The following is a 23,944-nucleotide window of genomic DNA, read 5'->3' as shown; positions in this document are numbered from 1 at the left end:
GGTCCGCGTCGAACGATATGATCTCGCGCCGGCCGATAGAAAAACTGGCGGTCAGCCGACGAAGGCGCGTTCCAGCACGTATTCGCCGGGCTCGGCGTTCGAGCCTTCGCTCAGGCCATGACTTTCCAGCAGGGCCGCCGTCTCGCGGATCATGGCGGTCGAGCCGCAGAGCATGACCCGGTCCCGCGCCGGATCGAACCGACCTTCGATCCCCAGATCGCGGAAGAACTCGCCGCTGGCGATGCGGTCAGTGATGCGGCCCGGTCGCTCGAACGCCTCGCGCGTCACGGTCGGATAATAGGTCAGCCGCCCCTGCGCCTCCTCGCCGACCAGCGGGTCCTCGAACAGCCCGGCTTGCAGGAAATCGCGATAGGCCAGGTCGGCGACCTGACGCACGGTGTGGGTGACGACCACCTGTTCGAACCGCTCATAGGTCTCTGGATCGCGCGCCACGCTCAACCAGGGCGCAAGGCCGGTACCCGTACCGATCAGGAACAACCGCCGCCCCGGCTTCAGCGCGTCGAGCACCAGGGTCCCGGTCGGCTTCTTGCCCAGCAGAACCTCGTCGCCGGGCTGGATGTCGACCAGTCGCGATGTCAGCGGCCCGTCCTCGACGCGAATGGAAAAGAACTCCAGCTCGTCCGACCACGAGGGGCTGGCGATGGAATAGGCCCGCAGCGTCGGCTTGCCCGCCCCGTCCAGGGACGGCAGGCCGATCATGACGAACTCGCCCGAGCGGAAACGGAAATCCTCAGGTCGGTCGATGGCGAAGCTGAACAGATGGTCGGTCCAGCGCCGCACCCAGCGCACACTTTGCGGCGTCCACGGCGCGGGCGCCGCGACACGGACACGTTCCAGAACTGCGACTTCGCTCACGACCGACCTCCTGCTTGAAGGCCTTCGACATAGGGCGGGCGGCGTCCGTCGAGGAAACGATCAATCCTGTCTTGAGCGTGGAGAAAATCTGCAGGTCGATCTTATAGCTGGTCCAGATTGTTGTCGTAGTCGATCGCCTGTTTCTTCAGCCAAGCCACGAAGGCCTTGGTTCCGGGCGAGGCCGGACGGTCCCTCGGCAGAACCACGAAATAGGCGAAGCCCAGCACCTGACTGCCATCCGGGAAGGGCGCGACCAGACGCCCGGTGGCGAGGTCCGCCTGGGCCAGGCTGCGCTTGGCCAGGGCCACGCCGCGCCCCGCCGCCGCCGCCTCGATCAAAAGGCTGGACTGGTCGAAGCGCGAGCCGCGTCGGGCGTCGGCATGGCTGGCGTGACGGGCCTTCAACCACATGGCCCAGTCAGGGCGAGAGGCGTCGCCGTCCTCGGACATGTCGTGCAGCAGCGTGTGGCGGGTCAGGTCCTCGGCCGTGCGGATCGGGTGCGGCGCTTCCATCAGCGCGGGCGAGCAGACCGGAATGACCGTCTCAGTCAGCAGGCGCTCAACGACGTGGCCGGGATAGTCGCCGGGGCCATAGCGGATGGCCAGATCGACCTTGCCCTTGCCCACCGTCACCGGCTCCATGTCCGCCGAAATCCAGACCTCGATGTCCGGGTGAGCGGCGTGGAAGTCGTCCATTCGAGGCATCAGCCATTTCGAGGCGAAGGACGGCGCCACGCTGATCGCCACCGTCCGGTTCAGCGGCGGTTCGCGCAGGATGGCCGAGGCGTCCATCAGCCGCTCGAACCCCTCGCGCAGCAGCGGCATGGCCGCCCGGCCCAGCTCCGTCAGCTGCAAACCGCGCGCTTCGCGGGTGAACAGCGGCCCGCCGATGATCTCCTCCAGCAAGCGGATCTGCTGGCTGACAGCCCCCGGCGTCACCGAGAGCTCATCCGCCGTCCGCGAGAAGTTGAGATGCCGCGACGCGCTTTCAAAAGCACGCAGGGCGTTGAGAGGCAAAAGCGGTCGAACCATGCGCTTGTAGAAAACCTATCAGAGCGACGAAGACAATCTGGTTTGTGGAAGGATCGTGCACGACGGATGCTGAATGTCGAGCCGCCACGCAAAAGCAAGGGCGGAAGTCATCAGATCATGGAATAGGCCGATGCGCGTCTTTCTGGCATCCATCCCCCTGGACGGGGCGAAAATCGTCGTCGTCGGCGCGGGCGAACCCGCCCTGGCCAAGCTGCGCCTGTTCCTGAGCAGCCCCGCCGACCTGGTCTGGTTCACGCCGGACGGCGATCCCGCCGCGCTGGAAACGCCGCGCACGGCGCCGACGCCGATCGCCCGTATTCCGGGCGCCGCCGACCTGAACGGCGCCCGTCTGGTCTTCATCGCCCTGCATGACGTGACCCTCGCTCGTCGCATCGCCGAGACCGCACGTCAGGCGGGAGCTCAGGTCAATCTCGTCGATCAACCCGCCTTCAGCGACTTCCATACCCCCGCCCTGATCGACCGCGACGCAGTGGTCGCAGCCGTGGCCACCGGCGGAAACGCCCCCATCCTGGCCCGCGATCTGCGCTCGCGCATTGAAGCTGTTCTGCCCCAAGGCGTCGCCTCGGTCGCGCGGCTGGCGGGCGAATTGCGCGGCGCAGTGAAGGAATCCATCCCCGACTTCCTCGACCGTCGCCGCTTCTGGGAGCGCGCGTTCCGCAGCCCGGCTGCCGACCTGGCCGCCGACGGCCGCATGGCCGAGGCCCGCCGCGAGATGGTGCGTCTGCTCAACGTCGCCGCTTCGCCGCGTGAAAAGGCTGCTCCGGGCGTCGTCCACATCGTCGGCGCCGGTCCCGGCGATCCCGAACTTCTAACCCTGAAGGCCTTGCGGGCCCTGCAAGACGCCGACGTCATCATCCACGACAAGCTGGTCTCCGCCGAAGTCTTGGACCGCGCCCGTCGCGACGCCCGGCGCATCTATGTCGGCAAAGCCCGCGGCGACCATTCGGTGCCTCAGGATCAGATCGAACAACTGATGATCAAAGAGGCCCGCGCCGGCCATCGTGTGGTGCGACTGAAGGGCGGCGACCCCTTCGTCTTCGGGCGCGGCGGTGAAGAACTGGAAACCGTTCGCGCCGCCGGGATCGAGGCCATGGTCGTGCCGGGCATCACCGCCGCCCTGGCCTGCGCCGCCTCCACCGGCCTCCCCCTGACCCACCGCGATCACGCCCAGGCCGTGACCTTCGTCACCGGCCAACCCAAGCCCGGCGGTCAGGGCGCGGACTGGACCCGGCTGGCGGCGCCGAACCATACCCTGGCCGTCTATATGGGAGCCGGGCAGGCTGAAGAGATCGCGTCGAGCCTGATCGCCGCCGGTCGCGACGGCGCCACGTCGGTCGCGGTGGTCGAGAACGGCAGCCGCCCGGATCAGCGCACCTTCAAGGGCCGACTGGACGATCTGGCCGCCCTGGTCGCCCGCATGAACCTGACCGGCCCTGCCCTGCTGTTCATCGGCGAAACGGCGGCCCTGGCCGTCGCCGACGACGAGCGCTCCCTGATCGAGGCGGCGGCATGAAACTGCTGACCGCCAACCGCCTGAACGACGGCCGCGTCATCTATCTGGGCGAGGCTGACGCTGTGGTCGAGGCCATCGACGCCGCCCGTCCGTTGGAGGCAGACGCGGCCGACACCGCCCTGGCTCAGGCCCAGTCCCGCCCCGCCATCTTCGTCAATCCCTACCTGATCGAAGTCGAGGGCCGCGCGCCCACAGGCCGCGACCGGCTGAAGGAGCGCATTCGCTCGCTCGGCCCCACGGTCGGCCACAGCCTCGCCTTCGTCGCTCGCAACGAGACCGCCTGATGTACCGTTATGACGAGTTCGACGCCGCCCTGGTCCGCGAGCGCATCGCGGAGTTCAGCGATCAGGTCGATCGCCGCAGCAAGGGCGAACTGACCGAGGACGAGTTCAAGCCGCTGCGGCTGATGAACGGCGTCTATCTGCAACTGCACGCCTATATGGCGCGGATCGCGGTGCCCTATGGCGTCATGAACAGCCACCAGATGCGCCAGCTGGCCCATGTCGCCCGCACCTATGACAAGGGCTATGGCCACTTCACCACCCGCACCAATATCCAGTTCAACTGGCCGGCGCTGCAGGACCTGCCTGCCATCCTCAGCGACCTGGCCGAGGTCGAGATGCACGCAATCCAGACCTCTGGAAACTGCATCCGCAACGTCACCACCGACGTCTTCGCCGGCGTCGCCGCCGACGAGATCGAGGATCCGCGCCCCTGGTGCGAGATCGTCCGCCAATGGTCAACCATCCACCCGGAATTCTCCTTCCTGCCGCGCAAGTTCAAGATCGCCATCATCGGCGCCGCCAAGGACCGGGCGGCCATCCGCACCCACGATGTCGGCCTGCAGATCGTGCGTGGAGAGGATGGCCTGACGGCGTTTCGCGTCTTCGTCGGCGGGGGTCAGGGACGCCTGCCGCACATCGCGCAAGAGATCGCCTCGGCGGTGCCTGGGCGCTCGCTGCTGGCCTATCTGACCGCCATCCTGCGCGCCTACAACCTGCTGGGGCGGCGCGACAACATCCATAAGGCGCGGATCAAGATTCTGGTCGCCGCCGTCGGCATCGACGCCTTCCGCGACGAGGTCGAGCGACAGTACGCCATCCTGCGGCAGGAAGACCTGCGCGTCCCCGACGAGGAGTTGGCGCGCATCCGGGCCTACTTCACCCCGCCGCCGTTCGCGGACCTGGCCGCAGCCAGTTCGTCCTATGACGCCGCCCGTCGCCTGAACCCCGAGTTCGCCCGCTTCACCCGGTCGAACCTGCGAGAGCACAAGCAGGCCGGATACGGCGCCATCATCATCTCGCTGAAACCCGTCGACGGCGTGCCCGGCGACATCACGGCGGATCAGATGGAGGTCGTCGCCGATCTGGCGGAACGCTTCTCGTTCGACGAAGTCCGCGCCTCCTACGAACAGAATCTGGTTCTGCCCCACGTCCGGCTGGAGGACGCTCATGCGGTCTGGAGCCGACTGCGTGAGGTCGGTCTGGCCACGGCCAACGCCGATCTGGCCACCGACATCATCGCCTGCCCCGGCCTGGACTACTGCAGTCTGGCCAACGCCCGCTCCATCCCCGTGGCCCAGGCCCTGTCGCGCCAGTTGGCCGACGCTGGTCTTCAGGAAAAACTGGGGCCTGTGCGGATCAACATCAGCGGCTGCATCAACGCCTGCGGCCACCACCATGTCGGCCACATCGGCGTCCTCGGCGTCGACCGCAAGGGCGAGGAATACTACCAGCTCACCGTCGGCGGCTCGCCCGACGAGCAGGCGGCTCTGGGCGAGATCGTCGGCCGCAGCCTGCCCGCCGAGGAGGTCGCCCCCGCCATCGCCCGCGCCCTGGATCGCTATCTGGAAATCCGCAACGACGGCGAGTTGTTCATCGACACGGTTCGTCGCCTGGGCGCCGATCCCTTCCGCACCGCCATCTATGAGCCGATCGATGCAGTTGCTTGAGCAAGCCCAGGACGGCGTCCGTCTGACCGTATCCACGCCCGAGAACGATATCCGCGCGGCGGCCGCCGCCAACGACAGCCTGATCCTGGAGTTCGAGGCCTTCCGCGACGGGCGCGGTTTCTCATTGGCCGCCGTCCTGCGCGGTCACGGCTATCGCGGTCGACTGATCGCGGCGGGCAAGGTCCTGCCCGATCAGGCGCGGCACCTGCGCCGTTGCGGTTTTGACGCGGTGGAGCTGGCGCCCGGCGCCGACGCCGCAGCGTGGCGGCGCATGGATCAGGTCTTCAGCGCGGCCTATCAGCCCGCAGGCGGCGATGACCGGCTGGTCTGGCGGCAACGTCATGCGCCTGCCGCCGAGGACGCCGCCGCCCAAGACGCCAGGAACCTGGCCGCGCGCCTCAACGCCCAATGGGCCGACGCCGATACGGAAGACCTGCTGCGCGCGGTTCTGGACCCGGCCTTGGGACGCAGGTCCGCCGCCGTCTCTTCCTTCGGGGCCGAGGCGGCAGTGCTGCTGCACCTGATCTCGCGCGTGCAGCCCGACCTGCCCGTCGTCTTCCTCGAGACCGGCCAGCACTTCTTCCAGACCCTGGCCTATCGTCGTGAACTGGCCGAGCGGCTGGCTCTGACCGATGTGCGCGACATCGCGCCCGACGCCGACACCCTGTCCGTTTCCGATCCGCGCGGCGACCTGTGGCGCAGGGCGCCCGACGCCTGCTGCGCCGTTCGCAAGGTCCAGCCTCTGGCCCAGGCTCTTGACGGTTTCGACACCCGCATCACCGGCCGCAAACGCTATCAGAACCGCCAGCGCGCCGACCTCATGCCGTTCGAAGCCGTCGGCGGCGTCCTGACCGTCAACCCTCTGGCCCGATGGTCAGCCGATCAGATCGAAAACTGGCTGCGCGATCACCAGCTGCCGCGCCATCCGCTGGTCGAGCAGGGCTACCCCTCCATCGGCTGCTGGCCCTGCACCCGCGCCGTCGTCGCCGATGAAGGCGCGCGCGACGGCCGCTGGGCCGGTCAGGAGAAGACTGAGTGCGGCATCCATGGACGAACCCTGGCGCCGGTCTGTTGACCCTGGCCATCCGCCGCCTCGCCCAATCCCATTCCAAGACCTGACCCAGAGACCTCCCTTGTCCATCGCCAGCATTATCAACCTCATCGGCGACACGCCGCTGATCCGCCTGAACCGCCTGTCGGACGCCACCGGCTGCGAGATCCTGGGCAAGGCGGAATTCCTCAATCCCGGCCAGTCCATCAAGGACCGCGCCGCCCTCTCTATCGTCCAGAAGGCCAAGGCCTCGGGCGCGCTGCGGCCCGGCGGCGTGATCGTGGAAGGCACGGCGGGCAACACCGGCATCGGCCTGGCCCTGGTCGGGGCGGCGCTGGGCCACCGCGTGGTCATCGTCATGCCGCGCACCCAGTCCGAAGAGAAGAAGCTGGCCATCCGGGCCCTGGGCGCGCGTCTGATCGAGGTGGACGCCGCCCCCTTCTCCAGCCCCAACCACTTCGTCCACTACTCCGAGGAGGTGGCGCGCAAGCTGAACCTCAGCGAGCCCCACGGCGCCTTCTGGGCCAATCAGTTCGACAATACCACCAACCGCGCCGCCCACTATGAGGGCACCGCCGCCGAGATCTGGGCGCAGACCCAAGGCAAGGTCGACGCCTTCATCAGCGCCGTCGGCAGCGGCGGCACCCTGGCCGGCGTCGCCGCCTTCCTGCGCGAGCGCAATCCGGCGGTGAAGATCGGCCTGGCCGACCCTGCGGGCGCCGCCCTGTTCAACTGGTTCACCCAAGGCCAGATGACCGGCGAGGGCAGCTCGATCACCGAGGGCATCGGCGTGGCCCGGATCACCGGCAATCTGGAAGGCTTCACGCCCGACTTCACATATCGCGTGGAAGATGCTGAATTTCTGCCCATTCTGTTTGACATGGTGACGCATGAGGGTCTGTCGTTAGGCGGGTCTTCGGGCGTCAACCTAGCCGGCGCGGTGCGGCTGGCGCGCGACCTCGGGCCGGGCAAGACCATCGTGACGGTCCTGTGCGATCCCGGCACACGCTACGCCTCGCGTCTGTTCAACCCGGCCTTCTTGCGCAGCAAGGGCCTGCCGACACCGCAATGGATCGCCGCAGACGTGCGGGAGTTGGCGTGATGGCGGGACTTGCAACGGATCGACGCGCACTTCTCCTTGGCGCCGGCGCCTTGGCGCTCGGCGGATGCGCCCAGAGCAAGGGGACCGAAGCCGCCCTGCTGAACGTCTCCTACGACCCGACGCGCGAGTTCTACCGCGCCTATAACGCGGCCTTCCTCGCCCACTGGCGTGAAAATGGCGGCACGCCGTTCGCTGTCGAACAGTCGCACGGCGGATCTGGCAAGCAGGCCCGCGCCGTCATCGACGGCCTGCCCGGCGACGTCGTCACCCTGGCCCTGGCGTCCGACATCGACGAGATTGCCGCGCGCGGTCTGATCGCCGCCGACTGGCAGACGCGCCTGCCCAACAACGCCTCGCCCTACACCTCGACCATCGTGTTTCTGGTGCGCAAGGGGAACCCCGAGGGCATCCTCGACTGGCCGGATCTGCTGAAGCCCGGCGTCGAGGTCATCACCCCCAATCCCAAGACCTCGGGCGGGGCGCGCTGGAACTATCTGGCGGCCTGGGCCGACGCCCTGCGCCGTCCGGGCGGGACGGAACAGTCGGCGCAAGCCTTCGTCTCCGATCTGTTCCGCCGCGTGCCGGTTCTGGACACGGGCGCGCGCGGATCGACCACCACCTTCGTCCAGCGCGGCATCGGCGACGTCCTGCTGGCGTGGGAGAACGAGGCCTTCCTCGCCGCCCGCGAACTGGGGCCGGATCAGGTCGACATCGTCGCCCCGCCCTTCTCCATACTGGCCGAGCCGCCGGTGGCCGTGGTCGACAAGGTCGTGGACCAGAAGGGCACACGTGATCGCGCCCAGGCCTACCTGGCCAACCTCTACGACGAACCGGCCCAGATCCTGGCGGCCGAGCACTACTATCGCCCGCGCAACCCAGCCGTCTCGGCGCGCTTCGCTGACCGTTTTCCCCACCTGACTCTGGCCGACATCTCGGACTTCGGCGGCTGGAACGCGGCGCAGAAGCGCCACTTCGCCGATGGCGGGGTCTTTGATCAGATCTATCAGCTCGGCCGACGATCATGACCCGACCGGTGATCTGGAAGGCGCCCAGCCCCCTGCCCGGCTTTTCCTTATCGCTGGGATTCACGCTTGCCTACCTGTCGCTCTTCGTCCTCATCCCCCTGACCGCCCTGGCGGTCCGGCCGTGGGAGAACGGGCTGGACGGCGTCATCGCGGCCATCACCTCGCCGCGCGCCCAGGCGGCCCTGAGGCTCAGCTTCGTCGCCGCCGCTGTCGCCGCCGCCGTCAATGCGGTGATGGGCGGGCTGCTGGCCTGGGTGCTGACCCGCTACGACTTTCCGGGCAAGCGGCTGGCCGACGCCGTCATCGACCTGCCCTTCGCCCTGCCGACCGCTGTGGCGGGCATCGCCCTGACCGCCCTTTACGCGCAGAACGGCCCCGTCGGCGGTCTGCTGGCGCCGCTGGGGATCAAGATCGCCTACACCCCGGTCGGCGTGGTCGTGGCCATGATCTTCGTCGGCCTGCCCTTCGTCGTTCGCTCCATCCAGCCCGTGCTTCAGGATCTGGATCGGGAGGTCGAGGCGGCCGCCGAGACCCTGGGCGCCTCGCCGTTCCAGCGCGCCACGCAGATCATCCTGCCCGCCATCCTGCCGGCCCTGCTGTCCGGCGTCGGCCTGGCCTTTGCGCGCGGCGTCGGGGAATACGGCTCGGTCATCTTCATCGCCGGCAATATGCCGCTGCGGTCCGAGATCGCGCCCCTGCTGATCGTCACCCAACTGGAGCAGTTCGACTATGCCGGGGCGGCGACCATCGGTCTGGCCATGCTGATCCTGTCCTTCGCCATCCTGCTGGGCTTCAACGGCCTGCAAGGTATGATCGCGAGGCGGGGCGTATGACGGCCGAAGCCCTGCCCCTTGCGCCCGCCGCCGCCTCACGCAAACGAGGCCTCGGACGCAACCTGCTGATCGGCTTGGCCCTGCTTTGGCTGGTGCTGATCGTGCTCGCCCCGCTCGGCGTCATCCTGGCCGAGGCCCTGCGCAAGGGCCTGGGCGCGGCGACCGCCAGCCTGTCCCAGCCCGACGTCTGGGCCGCCGCCCGGCTGACCATGCTGACCACGGCCATCGCCACGCCGCTGAACGCCGTCTTCGGTCTGGCCGCCGCCTGGTGCGTCACCCGGTTCGACTTCATCGGCAAGACCCTGCTGATGTCCCTGATCGACCTGCCTTTGTCGGTGTCGCCGGTCATTTCCGGCCTGGTCTGGGTGCTTCTGTTCGGCGCCTCAGGCTGGTTTGCCCCCTGGCTGAACGCGGCCGGGTTGCAGATCATGTTCACCCCGGTCGCCATCATCCTGGCCACCATCCTCGTCACCCTGCCCTACGTGGCGCGCGAGCTGATTCCGCTGATGCAACAGCAGGGGTCGGATGAGGAACTGGCCGCCCTGACCCTGGGCGCACGGCCCTCGGCCATCTTCTTCTTCATCACCCTGCCCAATGTGCGCTGGGCCCTGCTCTACGGCGTCCTGCTGGCCAATGCCCGGGCCATGGGCGAGTTCGGGGCCGTCTCGGTGGTGTCCGGCCATATTCGCGGCCTGACCAACACCCTGCCGCTGCACGTCGAGATTCTCTACAACGAGTATGACTTCGTCGGCGCCTTTGCGACAGCCGCCCTGCTAGCCGCTCTGGCGCTCGTGACCCTGATCCTGAAGTCCTTCCTCGAGCGCCGCCACGCCGACGACCTCGCCGCGAGGGGGCGGCGCTGACATGACCCTCGAAATCACATCCATCACCCGCGCCTATGACGGCCTGCCCGCGCTCGACGACGTCAGCCTGACAGTCCGCGACGGCGAGTTCCTGGCCCTGCTCGGCCCCTCCGGCTCGGGCAAGACCACCCTGTTGCGGATCATGGCGGGACTGGATCGCCCGTCTGCGGGACAGGTGGGCTTCAACGGCGAGGACTTCCTGGCCCTCAGCCCGCGCCAGCGCCGCGTCGGCATGGTGTTCCAGAGCTACGCCCTGTTCCGCCACATGACGGTGGCCGACAACATCGCCTTTGGCCTGAAGGTTCGCCCGCGCGGATCACGTCCCGGCCGCGCCGAGATCGCTGAACGGGTTCAGGACCTGCTGCGGCTGATCCAGTTGGAGGGATATGGCGGCCGCTATCCCAGCCAGTTGTCCGGCGGCCAGCGCCAGCGCGTCGCCCTGGCCCGCGCCCTGGCTATCGAGCCGCGCCTGCTGCTGCTGGACGAGCCCTTCGGCGCCCTGGACGCCCGCGTCCGCCGCGACCTGCGCCGTTGGCTGCGTCAGGTGCATGAGCGGACCGGCGTGACGACGGTCCTCGTCACCCACGACCAGGAAGAGGCGCTGGAACTGGCCGACCGCGTCGCCATCCTGCGTCAGGGCCGGATCGAACAGGTGGACACGCCGCAAGCCCTCTATGACCGCCCCGCCTCGGCCTTCGTCCATGACTTCCTTGGCGAAGGTCTGCAGCTTCAGGCCACGGTGGCGCGCGGCGAGGTCGTGTCGAACGACTGGCGCGCGCCGTCCGACGCCCCGACCGGCGAGGCCCTTCTCTGCATCCGCCCGGATGATCTGGAAGCCGCCGACACCGGCCTGGTCGGCGTGGTCATGTCCAGCCTGCGACGCGGCGATCGCGCCCGTGTGGCCGTCTCCCTACACGGCCGCCGACTGGAGTTGGAACGACCCATCGGCGACCCGCTGGCGACCCTGGCGCCCGGCGCGCCGGTCCGCCTGCACCCCCGCCGCTTCCATGTCCTGGCGAAAAGCGCATGAGCGGGCCGACGGTCGCGATCATCGGCGCAGGGTTCAGCGGCCTGCTGACCACGCTCAACCTGCTGCGGATGTCGCCGGATGTTTCGGTGCAGTTGATCGAGCGGCGCGGCGTCTTTGGCCTCGGCCCCGCCTATGCGACCGGCAACCCAAAACATCTGCTCAATGTCCGCCTGTCGAACATGAGCGCCTTTCCCGACAAGCCGCACCATCTGGCCGACTGGATGGCCGAACAGCCCGCCTGGTTCGCCCGCGACGACTTCATCACGCGCGGCGACTATGGCCGCTATCTGGCCCACCTGCTGGATCAGGCCCTGCGCTCTGACCGGGACGGAGAGCGCCTGTCCCTGATCCGCGGCGAGGTCAGCGCCATCCGCCCGCATGAAGACGGTTGGAAGATCATGCTGGATGGGCGCAGTTCGACGGTCGCCGACGCCGTGATCCTGGCCCAGGGCAATCTCAGTCCGGCTGCGCCTGCGGGCCTCGATCCCGCCCTGATCGGTTCCAGCCGCTATCTGAGCGATCCGTGGGGCGCGCTGGACGCCCTGCCGGCCGAGGCCGACGACATCCTGCTGATCGGGGCTGGCCTGACCATGGTGGATGCCGCCATCGCCCTGCGCCGCCCTGGCCGCCGCTTCACCGCGGTCTCGCGCCACGGCCTGCTGCCTCGCAGCCACGGCTCGACCACCATGGCGTCACGCAAACGCACCTATTCGGGTGGACCGGCCGAGGTCTTGCGGCAGGCGAGGCTCGCCGCCGCTGAAGAGGACTGGCGCGCCGTGGTGGATGACGTGCGTCATTCCGCTCGGCTCCTGTGGTCATCCTGGTCCCTGCCCCAGCGCAGCCGGTTCCTGCGCCATCTTCGTGCGCTGTGGGACAATCGCCGCCACCGCCTGGCCCCAGGCGTCGCACGCGAGATCACCGCCATGCTGGCTTCGGAACAGTTGGAGATCTTAGCGGCCCGCGTCCTCACGGTCTCGGCCGTCAACGACCATGTCGAAGCCGTGCTGAAGCTGCGGGGCGGTCCTCAGTCCCCGGCCCGTCGGTTCGATGCGGTGATCAATTGCTCCGGCCCGACCGGCGACGTGACCCACAGCCACGACCCGCTGCTGAAAGACCTCTTGAGACAGGGTCTCGCCATCCCGGCCGCCCTGGATCTAGGCCTGGCCGTGGACCCCAAGAGCCGCCTGATCGACGGCCGTCTGCTGATCCACGACCGCCTCTTCGCTGTCGGTCCTTTGACGCGAGGCCTGTTCTGGGAAGCGACCGCAGTGCCCGACCTGCGCGAACATGCCCAAGTCGTCGCCCACCATGCTCTGGAGGCCTTGACCCCGTCTCACCCCGCCCTTGCGTCGATCTCGACCAACCCCGTTGCGAACCGCTCGAAATTGGCGTCGTTCAAGCCCGCGACATTGATGCGACCGGAAGCGTCAATATAGACAGCATGACGTTCACGCAGGACCCGAACCTCCTCCCCCGCCAACGGCAACAAGGCGAACATGCCCCGCTGTCCCGACAGACGGCTCAGATCCAGACGCTCCAAGGGGATCGCCGCTAGTCGTCTGCGGACAAGATTGACACGGTCGCGCATCGCCTCGAGCTCGCTACGCCATTGACGCGCCAAGTCTGGCGAGGTCAGGACCGCCTTGACCACGGCCGCCCCGTGATCCGGCGGATTCGACCACAGCAGCCGCGCCTGGCCAGCGGCGGTGCGCCCCATATTGACCGCAGTTGCCGTCGTCCCGCCCAGCATCATCAACATCCCGGCGCGATCACGATACAGACCGAAACTCTTGGAGCAGGACAGGGCCACAAGCGCGGTCTCGCAGACGTCCAACAGGGCGCGCACACCCGCCACATCCGCCTCGATCCCATCGCCCAAGCCCGGATAGGCCAGGTCGATCAGCGGCGTCAGGCCCCGGCTCGCCGCGACCGAAGCGATTTCCCGCCAAGCCTCCAACGGCAGGTCAGCCCCCGTCGGATTGTGGCAGCAGCCGTGCAGGAGGACGACATCGCCCGGCCGCGCCTGGGCCAGGGCCATGTTCAGCGCTTCGACGTTCGCATGTCCGTCGGCGTCCAGGTGCGCGAAGGTCTGCGCCTGCAGGCCTACGGCCTCGATCAGCGGCAGGTGCGCCGGCCAGGTCGGGACGCCGATCCAGACGCGCGCCTGAGGATTGGCCAGAGCGATTACCTGCAACGCCAGCCGCAAGGCGCCGGTGCCGCCCGGCGTCTGGATGCGCCCCAGCCGAGCGGACGCAGCGCCTTCAAGCCCTGGGAAGGTCGCTTCCTGAAGGCGCAAGGTGAACTCGCCATCGCCCGCCGGGCCGACATAGCCCTTGGACGTCTGTATGTTCAGGATGATCTGTTCTGCGGCCTTCACCGCCGCCATGATGGGGATGCCGCCGCGCTCGTCGCGATAGGTGCCGACGCCCAGATCAATCTTGTCTGTTCGCGGGTCCGCCTGCATCAGCATACCCAGTTCCATCAGGGAATCGGTGCGGGCGGGCGGCAGGCGATCAAACATGGGCGCTGTCCGTGGTCACCGCGCGGGCCGGGTCGGTGCGGTGGGTAACCATGCGATGATGCAGGGTCGTGACAACGCCGCTGCCCGTCTTGACGCACAGCCCCGGAAAGACGGCGTGGACGAAACAGGCCAGCGCTCCCAGGAACATGGCCCCGCCGAACGAGGCCGCCACGCCCATGTGCTCGAAATAGCTCTCACCCACCGATGCGGGGTGCTCGACGAACAGACGTTTGAACATGAGAATCTCCAGACCAGACGAAGAGTCTATTTCGCCAGCTCGAGAGAGATTTTCTTATTTCGTCCCTATTTCAGGCATGAGGGAGAATTTCATTCTCAGCATGATCAGCCGGCCTGTACCGGCACGGCGGTGGTGAACTTGAGCTGCTCCATGGCGAAGCTGGACGAGACGTCGCACAGGGGGGCGATGGCGATCAGACGCCGATAGAAGCGGTCATAGGCGGCGATATCCTTGACCAGCACCTTGAGCAGATAGTCGACCTCGCCGCTCATCCGATAGAATTCCACCACCTCAGGCAGGGCGCTGGCCTTCTTGAAGGCCTCCAGCCAGGCCTCGTCGTGCTGGCTGGTCTTGATCGAGACAAAGACCACCAGCGGCAGGTCCAGCGCATCCCGATCCAACAAGGCGACTCGGGCGACTATGACGCCCGTGTCCTGCAACCGTTTCAACCGTTTCCAGCAGGGTGTCTGGGACAGGCCGACCCGCTCAGCCAGGTCAGCGACGGAAACCGTTGCATCTTCCTGCACGATGGAGAGGAGACGGCGGTCAATAGCGTCCAGGACGATGCTCATAGGCACACCTTCTGAATCAGGTCCCGGCGCCCTGTCCAGTCTATTGGGCGGCGATCTTCCAACCCGCAGCTTCGACAGGCCGGAAGCCTGCCTATTCAGCGACACTCAGAATCTGGAGCGTTCGCTCGCCAGTCCGCACGAAGCCCCGCGGCAAGAGAGCGGTTAGTCGGTCCTGATCCACTTCAGCTTCATTCAACCGGACACATAGCCGTCCGGCGCTCCTGTGGACGACCTCGATATTGCCGGCGCCGCCCAGCGCCGCCAGGATCTCGGGCGCGAGCGATGGCGCGTCCTCTGTGAAAGCGACCGGAGCGGACGAAGGGCCGCCCGCACCGACCACCACCCTGATTTCGTCCGCCACCGCGTCGGCGATGGGCCCCAGCACGACCTGGAGCTGGTTCGGTCCCGGGGCGATGACCCCACGCGCGCCGAGGCGCTTCAACGCCGCTTCGTCCACGGCCTCGCGCGAGCGAATGTGCAGCCGCAGGCGCGTGGTGCAGGCGGCCACGGCGGTCAGATTGGCCGTCCCGCCCAGGGCCGCGACAAAGGCCCCGGCTCTCCCGCCCGCCACATCGGCGACCGGCGCCGCCACGACGGGTTCATCCTCACGCCCCGGCGTCTTCAGGTTGAAGACCCTGATGGCGACACGGAACAGGCCATAATAGAGGCCGCCGTAGATCAGCCCGACCGGCAGCAGCATCCACGGCCGGGTCGCGCGACCATAGTTCAGCACATAGTCGAACAGGCCCGCCGAGAAGGTGAAGCCGAGACGCGAACCCAGCAGGTCCATCGCCACCATCGACACCCCGGTCAGCACCGCGTGGATGGCGTAGAGCACCGGCGCCAAGAACATGAAGGTGAACTCGATCGGCTCGGTCACCCCGGTCAGGAAGGCGGTCAGGGCCAGCGAGAACAGCATCCCCCCGACCTCCTTGCGGCGTTCGGGCCGGGCCGCGTGGTACATGGCCAAACAGGCGGCGGGCAGGCCGAACATCATGACGGGAAAGAAGCCGCTCATGAAGACGCCCGCGCTGGGATCGCCCGCGAAGAAGCGGTTCAGGTCGCCGGTCGCGCCGCTGTAGTCGCCGACGATGAACCAGGCGACGTTGTTCAGGATGTGGTGCAGGCCGGTGACGATCAGCAGGCGGTTCAGCGCGCCGTAGACGAACAGCCCGAACTCGCCCGAGCCGACCACCCCGCGGCTGAAGACGTCGATGGCGTGGTCGATGCCGGTGAAGGTCAGGCCGACAACGGCCGCCACGACCAGACCGGCCACTCCCGCCACAATGGGCACGAAGCGGCGCCCGGCGAAGAAGGCCAGATAGTCCGGCAGCTTGAAGGTCGAGAAGCGGTTGTAGCAGGCCCCGGCGATCAGGCCGGCGACGATGCCAATGGGCACCCCCAGACGGGAGAGGGCCTGATCCTTGAAGGCCTTGGACGCCGCATCCGCCGCATCGCCGGTCAGCCCCGCGACCACCTCGGGCGGGACCGCCAGCAGGACCTTGGACGCCTCGACCGAGATCAGGAAACAGACCACGCCCGCCAGTCCTGCCGCGCCATTGTTGTCCCTGGCCAGGCCCACGGCGACGCCGACCGCAAACAGCAGGCCCAGGTTGGCGAAGACCGCCTGCCCCGCCGCCGAGATGAAGGCGATGTCGAGCAGGTCCGGCTGGCCCAGTCGCAGCAGCAGGCCCGCCACCGGCAAGACGGCGATGGGCAGCATCAGGGCCCGGCCGAGCGGCTGCAGGCTGGACAGTCCGATCTTCATGCGACCGCTCCGACGACACGGGATTTCATGAGGGCGGCCAGACGGTCGTCGGCCAGGGACCGCACGGCCTCGGCGCTGTCCAGAGACAGGGCCTCGGCCGCCAGCTGGCGACAGTCGGCCAGGTTCAAGCCCCGCAGCAGGGCCTTGATCTCGGCTGTCATGGACGGCGTGGCCGACAGCTCGGTGACGCCGAGACCGATCAGGATGGGCGCGGCCAGCGGATCTGAAGCCAGTCCGCCGCAGACGCCGATCCAGCGCGTATCCGCGGCGCCCGCCGCTGTCTGGGCGATCAGGCGCAGCACCGCCGGATGCAGACTGTCCAGCTGTGCCGCCAGGTGGGCGTTCTGACGATCCATGGCGAGTGCATACTGGGTCAGGTCATTGGTGCCGACCGAGACGAAGTCGATGTGGGGCGCCAGCAGGTCGGCCGTCATGGCCGCCGCCGGGGTCTCGATCATCACCCCCAGCAAGGGCGCCGCGCCGCCGGTCTCGGAGACGGCGATGTCCAGCAGGGCGCGGACCTGACGGACCTCGGTCGCCGAGGCGATCATCGGCAGCATGACCGCGACGGTCCCGCTGGACCGCACCCGGCAGATGGCCCTCAGTTGGGTCAGCAAGAGGTCGGGGCGATGCAGGCCCGTGCGCACTCCGCGCAGGCCCAGGGCCGGATTGTCCTCATGCGGCATGGGCAGATAGGACAAGGGCTTGTCGCCGCCTGCATCCAGGGTGCGGATGACCAGGGGCCGTCCGTCAAGGGCGTCAGCGATGGCCTGATACTGGGCCAGTTGCTCGTCCTCGGTCGGGGCGCTCTGGCGCTCCAGGAAGAGGAATTCGGTGCGCAGCAGGCCGCAGCCCTCGGCGCCCCCGGCCACGGCGGGCGCGGCCTCGGCCACGTCGCCCAGGTTGGTGAAGACCTCGATGCGGACGCCGTCGGCGGTGCGGCAGTCCTCGGCGGCCAGGGCGCGGGCCTCAAGACGGCGACGGTCGCGGGCGGCGACGGCGCTCTGCGCCTTGGCCTGACGGGCGGCGGACGGATGAGCGACCAGGCGTCGTCCGTCGGCGTCCAGCACCACCAGGGCGCCGTCCTCGACTCGATCCAGTCCCGAACCGACGGCAACCAGGGCCGGCACCCCCATGGCGGCGGCCAGGATGGCGACGTGCGAGGTCGGTCCGCCGCGCGCGGTGCACAGACCCGCGACCTTGACCGCATCCAGGGCGATCAGTTGCGACGGCAGAAGATCGTCGGCCAGGATGACCGAGCCAGCCCCCAGCACCACCGGCGCCGGCGCGGCCTCGCCCGACAGTTCGACCAGGACCTGACGCTCCAGATCCATCAGGTCGTCGGCGCGTTCAGCCGTGCGGGCGTCGCCGAGCGAGCGGAACAGGGCCACGCCCCCTTGTGTCGCCGTGCGCCAGGCGAAGCCCGCACTGCGGCCCGCCTCGACAGCCTCCTGCGCCGTAGCGAGCAGGCCGGGGTCATCGAGAAAGGCCAGATGGGCGGCCAGGATGGCGCGGCGATGAGCGCCTCCGGACGCCACCGAAGCCTCGATCCGCCCACGCACGGCGCTCAGGGCCTGCTGCAAGGCGGCCTGTTCCAGCGCGACGCCGCGTCCATGTTCGGGCGTCTCGATCTCGGCCTGACGCAGGCGCACCGCGCGACCGATGACCAGACCCGGCGCCGCCGTGACGCCCGAGAAGATCAGCTCGCCGTCTTCACCGGTGGCGGGCCCGGTCTGCGCGATCGGCGGTTCGGCGACGGGCGCGGCATGGGTCGCTTCCCCGCCCTCGCCCAGACCGGACGCGATCAGGGCGTGGATCGCTTCCAGCGCCGCCTCTGCTTGCGGACCACTGGCGCTCAGGGTCAGGTCGTCGCCGTCCTTCAGGCCCAGGGTCATCATGGCGGTCAGGCTGACCGCGTCGGCGCTGCGCTCGCCCAGGCTCAGGAGAACGCGGGCGTCAAAGCCCTTGGCGGCGGCGGCCAGTCGCGAGGCCGGGCGGGCGTGCAGGCCATGCGGCAGCGGCGCACGCACGGTGCGGGTCAGCGTCGCCTCCACAGCCTGAGGTGCCGACTCGGCGACAACGACCTGACGCACAGCCATGATCGGCTCGCCCGCCACGACCAGACGGTTCATCGGCAGCAGGCGGACCTCGCCCTCATTGGCCAGCAGGATGGGCGAGATCAGGCTCTTGGCGCCGGCGGCGATCACATCGAGATCCAGGCTCAACAGCAGATCGCCCGTCCTGACCCGATCCCCGGCGGCGACGTGGGCCGTGAAACCCGCACCGTTCAGAGACACCGTCTCCAGCCCCAGGTGGATCAGGATTTCCGGCCCATGATCCGAGCAGATGCTGACGGCGTGGCCTGTGCGGGCCAGGATCGACACCACTCCGTCGAAGGGCGCGCGCACCGTCATGCCTGTCGGGTCGATGGCCACCCCGTCGCCGACCATGCGCCCGGCGAAGGCGGCGTCAGGGACCTCGTCCAGCGAACAGACCCAGCCGTCGATCGGCGCGTGGACGATCAGTTCGACCGCCATCAGTCTTCCTCGCGTTTGGCGGGGTCGGAAACGCGCACCCAGTCGACGCCCCACATCGGGTCCAGTTCCTTCTGCGTGAACTTCAGGCAGAGGTCATGGCGCCCAGCCCGGGCCGGAAGCTGGCCTGACAGGGTGGTGATCCCGTCGTTGCCCGCGGCCTCGGCCAGAGGAAGGATCAGGGCCGGTTCGCCCTCACAACCGCCGATGCGGACCTCCAGCTCGCCGGCCGGGGTGCGCGGCGTCCCCAGGCGGATCTTGTCGCGATCGGCGCCGATCTGGAAGTTGAAGGGAACCTGACCCACGGCGGCCTCGAAACGCAGACCCTTGCTCAGGTCAGCCGACTGATAGATCCAGCAGGGATTCAGAATATCCATCAGCAGGGCCGGACGTTCCCCCTCCAGCGGGGCGTCGTCGATCAGCGACAGCGGCAGGGCCGCGCTGCACAGTTTCATCTGATGATCATAGCGACGCTGGCCGTCGGCAGGCGGCGTGGCGGAAACCTCGGTCAGGCCGCTGGTCGCATAATCGATGCCGAGGCTGCGATAGCGGACCAGTTGTGGCTCCAGACGGGTGCGGAAGTCGGCGAAGTCCATTCGCGCGTGCGGGGTCCAGGCCATTTCCGCCAGGGCCGAGATGCGGGGAAAGGCCTGATATTCGACCCGGTCCTCGGTCCGCATGTGCTCGGAGAACAGGTTGCCCTGCACGCCCAGAACGCGCCGCGCCTGTTCCGGCGTCAGTTCGTCCGGGGTCGGGTCGAAGCTGTAGACGTCCCGCAGGGTGGAGGTGAATCCGCGTCCCGGCGCCCCGTCATCGGCGCTCTGGCGGTTGTCGAAATAGAGGACCGGCGCCGGCGACATCACCGTGTCGTGGCCCAGACGCGCCGCCTCGATGGCCCCCTCGACCCCGCGCCACGACATGACGCTGGCGCTGGGATTGATGCCGCCCTCCAGGATTTCGTCCCAGCCGATCATGCGACGACCGTGGTCGTTCAGGCGTTTCTCCAGACGGGCGACGAACCAGGATTGCAGCTTCTCCTCGTCAGCCAGCCCCAGTTCGCGCATCCGCTCCTGCACGCGAGGCGAGGCCTTCCACTGATCCTTGACCGCCTCGTCGCCGCCGATGTGGACGTATTCGGAAGGGAAGAGATCGACCACTTCGTCCATGACGTTTTCGAAGAAGACCAGGGTCGCCTCCTCGACGTTGAACAGGGTTGGATAGACGCCCCAGTCGGCGGGCACGGCCGGAACGGCAGCGCCAGGCACGTCGGTCACGCCTAGTTCGGGATAGGCGGCGATCGCCGCGCTGGCGTGACCGGGCACGTCGATCTCTGGCACCACTACGATGTTGCGGGCGGCGGCGTAGGCGACGATGTCGCGGACCTGGTCCTGAGTGTAGATCCCACCATAGAGACGCGGGCGGCCGGTCGCCGGGTCGATGTCCTTCTGGGCCGCCGCGCCCGCATGGACACGCCAGCCGCCGACCTCGGTCAGCCTGGGATAACGCTTGATCTCCAGCCGCCAGGCCTGGTCGTCGGTCAGGTGCCAATGGAAGACGTTGAGCTTGTGCAGGGCCATCCAGTCGATGAAGCCCTTGATGAATTCGGGCGACTGATAGTGGCGGGCCGAGTCCAGCATGACGCCGCGCCAGCCGAAGCGCGGGGCGTCGGCAACGGCGACGGCGGGAATGGTCGCCGCCCCTTGCCCGGCCTCGGTCGTCGCCAATTGCCACAGGCTGATCGCCCCATAGAGCAGCCCGCCGAAGTCGCCGGCGGCGATGACCGCGCCGCGCGGACCGACGTCCAGTCGGTAGGCGTCTGCGGCGGCGCCGAGGTCGCGACGGAAGACGACGGCGCCGGGCGCGGCCTCGCCTTCGCGCACCGTCAGGCTCAGGCCCCGCGTGCGCCGCATCAGGTCGGCGAAATAGGTCGCCGCGCGCAGGGCCTCGGCGTCGCCGCGCGGCGTGATGAGAACCGTGGCCTCGTTCAGGGCGAAGACGCCGGGCGCCGGGGTGACGGCGGCGGGCCGCGGAATCACCGCGCCGGTCGGAACCTGGGCCATGACGGCGGAGGACGCAGCCAGGCTCAGCGCAAGCGTCAGCATGGGGGCGAACGCTTTCGCCGATCGAACGACCTGGGTCATACGCAGTCTCGCATCAAAAAAAGCGCGCGGGACGGTGACGCCCCGCGCCAGTCTGGCCTCAGGAGAGGGCCTTGGCGATAGGCGGAACAGGGGGCGACGAACGCCGCCCCCTGATCGCGGCGTCCTAGAACTCGACGCTCAGCGTCGCCATCAGCTTGCGACCGGTGCGATAGACGCCGCGCGGCAGGCTGACCGTATTGGCGTAGGCGTAGTATTCGCTGTCGAGCAGGTTCTGACCCGACACCGTCAGACTGACCCGATCGGTGAAGGCATAGGCCGCCGTGGCGTCGAGGCCCGTGTAGGCGCGGACATACATGTTGTCGCCGCGATCCACGCCGGTGAAATATTTCGACCGCCAGGTGTAGGTCATGCGCGCCGAGAAGGCGCCAGCCTCGAAGAAGGGACTGATGTTGACCTGGTGCTTCGAATTGAAAGGCAGGTCCTGACCGTTGTCGGCGCTGCCGTCGACATAGGTGTAGTTGGCCAGCAGACCCAGGCCATAGGCGTAGTTCTGCTGATAGGCGAAGGTCGCCCCCTTCAGATCCGCCGAACCCGCATTGGTCGGACGGCTGATCTGATAGGTGGTCTGCTTGTTCTGCGCCTGGTTGAAGTGGGTTTCCGGCGCGGTCGCCTGCAGGATGTAGTTGTCGATCTTCTTGTAGAAGATTTCACCCGACAGGATGGCGTCAGGTGCGAAATACCATTCGGCCGCCGCGTTCAGGTTGGTGGACTTGTAGGGGTCCAGATCCGGGTTCCCTCCCCCGCCGGTCAGGATCTGATCCGACAGCCAGAAGTAGTTGGACATGTCCGCATAGTTAGGACGGGCGATGACCTTGGCCGCGGCCAGTCGAATGATGAGATCGTCGCTCGCATTGATGGCCAGGTTCAGGCTGGGCAGGAAGTCGTCGTACTTCTTGCTCCGGACGCTCCACTCCCAGTCCGCCGCCGTAACGCCGCAGCCGCTGGCGGTCTGGTTCACGCAGACGTAGCCGCCGCTATCCGACTCAGTGCGGACATAGCGCAGGCCGATATTGCCGCGGACGCGGTCGTTCTCGAAATTCGCCTGACCATAGAGGGCGTTGATCGTCTCCTGGACATTCCAGTTCTGGGCGGTGAACTCCGCGTTGCCAAAGACGGTCGGCACCGGCTTGGCCTGCCAGGGCCGCAGATACTCGCCCGCTTCGATGTAGTCAGCGAGCGCCCGGCCATCGATGCGGAAACGCCCCTTCATCTGATCATTGGCGCCGTCAAAGCCGTCCAGATAATTGCCCGGCACCTGGCTGGGGTTGAACATTGAGGCGCTGTCGGGCGCGCCATAGATCTGAACCGTCACGCCCGACATCTTCTGATCGGTCTCGTGCTTGCGGTATTTGTAGCCGAACTGGAGCCGGCTGAAGAAGCCGTTGCGGTCGAAGCCGAGATCGGCCTGGGCGTAGCTCTCTTCGTCCATGGTCGGCTTGGAGACGATGTTGCCGCCCCAGCCGGCGTTGTATCCTGTCGGGCCGACCGCCGGATCGCCTCCGCCCCAACCGCCGTCGAACGAGAACTTCGACGCATCGTTCAGGACATTGCCGTTGGCGTAGGTCAGGACGCCGGGCGACCCGGGCGCGCCGGTGAAGTCGACCGTGTAGTCGGCCCAGTTCAGGAACTCGCCGAACAACTGGCGCTGGGTGCCGCCGTCGGCCTTGGTGTAGCCGATGTCGCCCGACAGGTCCCAGCCGTCGCCCGTGTACTTGCCATCGAGGTGGTAGCTGTCCGAGGTCATGGCCGCCTCGCGATACTGGATGTCCAGCACGCTCAGGGCGTTCTTGAACGAAGCCTTGGTGATGACGCCGTCATCGACCTGAACGCCTGTCAGGGCGCCCAGGCTGTTCCAGGTGTTGCCCTGGAAAGCGAACAGGGCCTGGTTGATATTGTCGTAGGTGGCGTCGATGCGCAGCCAGTCGAAGTTCAGGTCCAGGTTGTCGTTCGGACGCCACTGAGCGGCGACCGTGTAGCTGTTGCGCTCGCGGCCCTGCTCGAAGAAGTGGGTGCCGAAGGCGTTCAGTCCCTTGGCATTGGGATTGGCCAGCAGCGTCGTGGCGCAGGCCCCGACGCAGTTGCCGTTGGCGATCGAGTTGCCGCCAGGATTCTCGGCATTGCCGCCCGCGTAGTAGCTGGCCGGAATGGTGCCATAGGCTTCCAGGCCGTCGCGACGCAGGTCGTCGGCGGCGCGCTGAGCCGAGATCAGGACGCCGAAGGTGCGATCCTCATTGCGCCAGCCACCCAGCACCGACAGTTGGGCGTCACCGCTCTCGGAGCGGTCATTGTAGAGATAGGTGACTGCGCCTGAGAGGGTGTGACGGCCCAGGTCCAGCGGCCGACGGGTCGAGACATCGACCGTGCCGCCGATAGAGCCTTCGTCGACGCGGGCTTCCGGCGACTTGTAGACCTCGACCTTGCCGACGATCTGCGGGGCCAGCAGGGCGTAGTTGAAGGTCCGCCCCGGCTGATCGAGGATGAACCAGTCCGCCGAGGCGACCGTCTGTCCGTTCAGCAAGGTGCGGTTCAGCGCCGGGTCAGTGCCCAAGATCGAGACCTTCTCACCCTGACCGAAGGCGCGATCGACGGTGACGCCGGGAATGATGGTGATGGCTTCGGCCACGTTCGAGCTGGGGAACTTGCCCACATCCTCGGCCGTGACCACGTCCACGATGGCGTTGGCGTTGCGCTTGGTCGTGATCGACTGCTGCAGCGAGGCGCGGATGCCCGTGACGATGACTTCATCGACCTGAGTGGTCGGCGCATCCTGGGCAACGGCGGCGCCGGCGACCAGCGCCAGGGCGCTGACAGAGCCGGCAAGCAAGGCGTGACGGATATTCATAGCGCTGGACT

19 protein-coding genes are annotated in these 23,944 nt (G+C 67.8%); 10 read left to right on the top strand and 9 right to left on the bottom strand.

Annotation, left to right across the window (positions count from 1 at the left end; translation table 11 throughout):
- Positions 1-51: 51 nt before the first annotated feature.
- Together RTY13_RS13830 and gcvA are read right to left on the bottom strand one after the other, a co-directional pair.
- Positions 52-858 carry a ferredoxin--NADP reductase gene (locus tag RTY13_RS13830; RefSeq protein ID WP_312784479.1) on the bottom strand — a complete coding sequence of 269 codons (807 nt, stop codon included), beginning with the start codon at positions 856-858 and terminating at the stop codon, positions 52-54.
- Positions 859-977: 119 nt separating this feature from the next.
- A complete protein-coding gene (gene gcvA / locus RTY13_RS13825; protein ID WP_312784236.1) occupies positions 978-1,907 on the bottom strand; it encodes a transcriptional regulator GcvA in 930 nt (309 codons plus the stop codon).
- A gap of 130 nt (positions 1,908-2,037) precedes the next feature.
- Here gcvA and cysG point away from each other — a divergent pair, with 130 nt between their 5' ends.
- From cysG to RTY13_RS13775, 10 genes are read left to right on the top strand one after another with little or no spacing between them, the layout of a single operon-like run.
- Positions 2,038-3,441, top strand: a complete 1,404-nt coding sequence (gene cysG / locus RTY13_RS13820; protein WP_312784234.1) for a siroheme synthase CysG — start codon at positions 2,038-2,040, stop codon at positions 3,439-3,441.
- On the top strand, positions 3,438-3,725 hold the full coding sequence (locus tag RTY13_RS13815) for a DUF2849 domain-containing protein (protein WP_312784232.1): 288 nt from the start codon (positions 3,438-3,440) through the stop codon (positions 3,723-3,725). Before cysG ends, RTY13_RS13815 begins: the two co-directional genes overlap by 4 nt.
- Positions 3,725-5,392 (top strand): nitrite/sulfite reductase, encoded by a 1,668-nt coding sequence (locus RTY13_RS13810; protein ID WP_312784231.1) that lies wholly within the window; start codon positions 3,725-3,727, stop codon positions 5,390-5,392. Before RTY13_RS13815 ends, RTY13_RS13810 begins: the two co-directional genes overlap by 1 nt.
- Positions 5,379-6,467, top strand: a complete 1,089-nt coding sequence (locus RTY13_RS13805; protein WP_312784230.1) for a phosphoadenylyl-sulfate reductase — start codon at positions 5,379-5,381, stop codon at positions 6,465-6,467. Before RTY13_RS13810 ends, RTY13_RS13805 begins: the two co-directional genes overlap by 14 nt.
- A 58-nt stretch (positions 6,468-6,525) precedes the next feature.
- On the top strand, positions 6,526-7,545 hold the full coding sequence (locus tag RTY13_RS13800) for a cysteine synthase A (RefSeq protein WP_312784229.1): 1,020 nt from the start codon (positions 6,526-6,528) through the stop codon (positions 7,543-7,545).
- Positions 7,545-8,570: a sulfate ABC transporter substrate-binding protein gene (locus RTY13_RS13795; protein WP_312784228.1), complete on the top strand. Its 1,026-nt coding sequence runs from the start codon at positions 7,545-7,547 to the stop codon at positions 8,568-8,570. The genes RTY13_RS13800 and RTY13_RS13795 overlap by 1 nt, the downstream gene beginning before the upstream one ends.
- Entirely contained in the window at positions 8,567-9,403 is an 837-nt protein-coding gene (gene cysT, locus RTY13_RS13790; protein WP_312784227.1) for a sulfate ABC transporter permease subunit CysT, read from the top strand. The genes RTY13_RS13795 and cysT overlap by 4 nt, the downstream gene beginning before the upstream one ends.
- Entirely contained in the window at positions 9,400-10,266 is an 867-nt protein-coding gene (cysW, locus tag RTY13_RS13785; RefSeq protein ID WP_312784226.1) for a sulfate ABC transporter permease subunit CysW, read from the top strand. Before cysT ends, cysW begins: the two co-directional genes overlap by 4 nt.
- 1 nt (position 10,267) lies before the next feature.
- The gene (locus tag RTY13_RS13780; protein WP_312784225.1) at positions 10,268-11,296 is read left to right on the top strand and encodes a sulfate/molybdate ABC transporter ATP-binding protein; all 1,029 of its coding nucleotides are present in this window, start codon (positions 10,268-10,270) and stop codon (positions 11,294-11,296) included.
- Positions 11,293-12,732, top strand: a complete 1,440-nt coding sequence (locus RTY13_RS13775) for an FAD/NAD(P)-binding protein (protein WP_312784224.1) — start codon at positions 11,293-11,295, stop codon at positions 12,730-12,732. The genes RTY13_RS13780 and RTY13_RS13775 overlap by 4 nt, the downstream gene beginning before the upstream one ends.
- Here the strand turns inward: RTY13_RS13775 and RTY13_RS13770 are convergent.
- The 7 genes from RTY13_RS13770 to RTY13_RS13740 all read right to left on the bottom strand — a co-directional run bounded on the left by RTY13_RS13770 (position 12,630) and on the right by RTY13_RS13740 (position 23,933).
- Positions 12,630-13,817 carry an aromatic amino acid transaminase gene (locus RTY13_RS13770; RefSeq protein ID WP_312784222.1) on the bottom strand — a complete coding sequence of 396 codons (1,188 nt, stop codon included), beginning with the start codon at positions 13,815-13,817 and terminating at the stop codon, positions 12,630-12,632. The genes RTY13_RS13775 and RTY13_RS13770 overlap by 103 nt on opposite strands.
- Entirely contained in the window at positions 13,810-14,055 is a 246-nt protein-coding gene (locus RTY13_RS13765; RefSeq protein ID WP_312784220.1) for a DUF6356 family protein, read from the bottom strand. The genes RTY13_RS13770 and RTY13_RS13765 overlap by 8 nt, the downstream gene beginning before the upstream one ends.
- A 104-nt stretch (positions 14,056-14,159) precedes the next feature.
- Positions 14,160-14,627, bottom strand: a complete 468-nt coding sequence (locus RTY13_RS13760) for an Lrp/AsnC family transcriptional regulator (RefSeq protein ID WP_312784218.1) — start codon at positions 14,625-14,627, stop codon at positions 14,160-14,162.
- A gap of 91 nt (positions 14,628-14,718) precedes the next feature.
- Positions 14,719-16,395 (bottom strand): N-acetylglucosamine-specific PTS transporter subunit IIBC, encoded by a 1,677-nt coding sequence (nagE, locus tag RTY13_RS13755; RefSeq protein ID WP_312784216.1) that lies wholly within the window; start codon positions 16,393-16,395, stop codon positions 14,719-14,721.
- Positions 16,392-18,932 (bottom strand): phosphoenolpyruvate--protein phosphotransferase, encoded by a 2,541-nt coding sequence (gene ptsP, locus RTY13_RS13750; protein ID WP_312784215.1) that lies wholly within the window; start codon positions 18,930-18,932, stop codon positions 16,392-16,394. Before ptsP ends, nagE begins: the two co-directional genes overlap by 4 nt.
- Positions 18,932-21,070: a family 20 glycosylhydrolase gene (locus RTY13_RS13745; protein ID WP_312784213.1), complete on the bottom strand. Its 2,139-nt coding sequence runs from the start codon at positions 21,068-21,070 to the stop codon at positions 18,932-18,934. The genes ptsP and RTY13_RS13745 overlap by 1 nt, the downstream gene beginning before the upstream one ends.
- Positions 21,071-21,194: 124 nt before the next feature.
- Entirely contained in the window at positions 21,195-23,933 is a 2,739-nt protein-coding gene (locus RTY13_RS13740; RefSeq protein WP_312784211.1) for a TonB-dependent receptor, read from the bottom strand.
- Positions 23,934-23,944 lie beyond the last annotated feature (11 nt).

The organism is Brevundimonas sp. (assembly GCF_032055285.1).
Classification (GTDB): domain Bacteria; phylum Pseudomonadota; class Alphaproteobacteria; order Caulobacterales; family Caulobacteraceae; genus Brevundimonas.
Note: the sequence above shows the minus strand (reverse complement) of the source record. Positions and strands in the feature narration are given on the sequence as shown.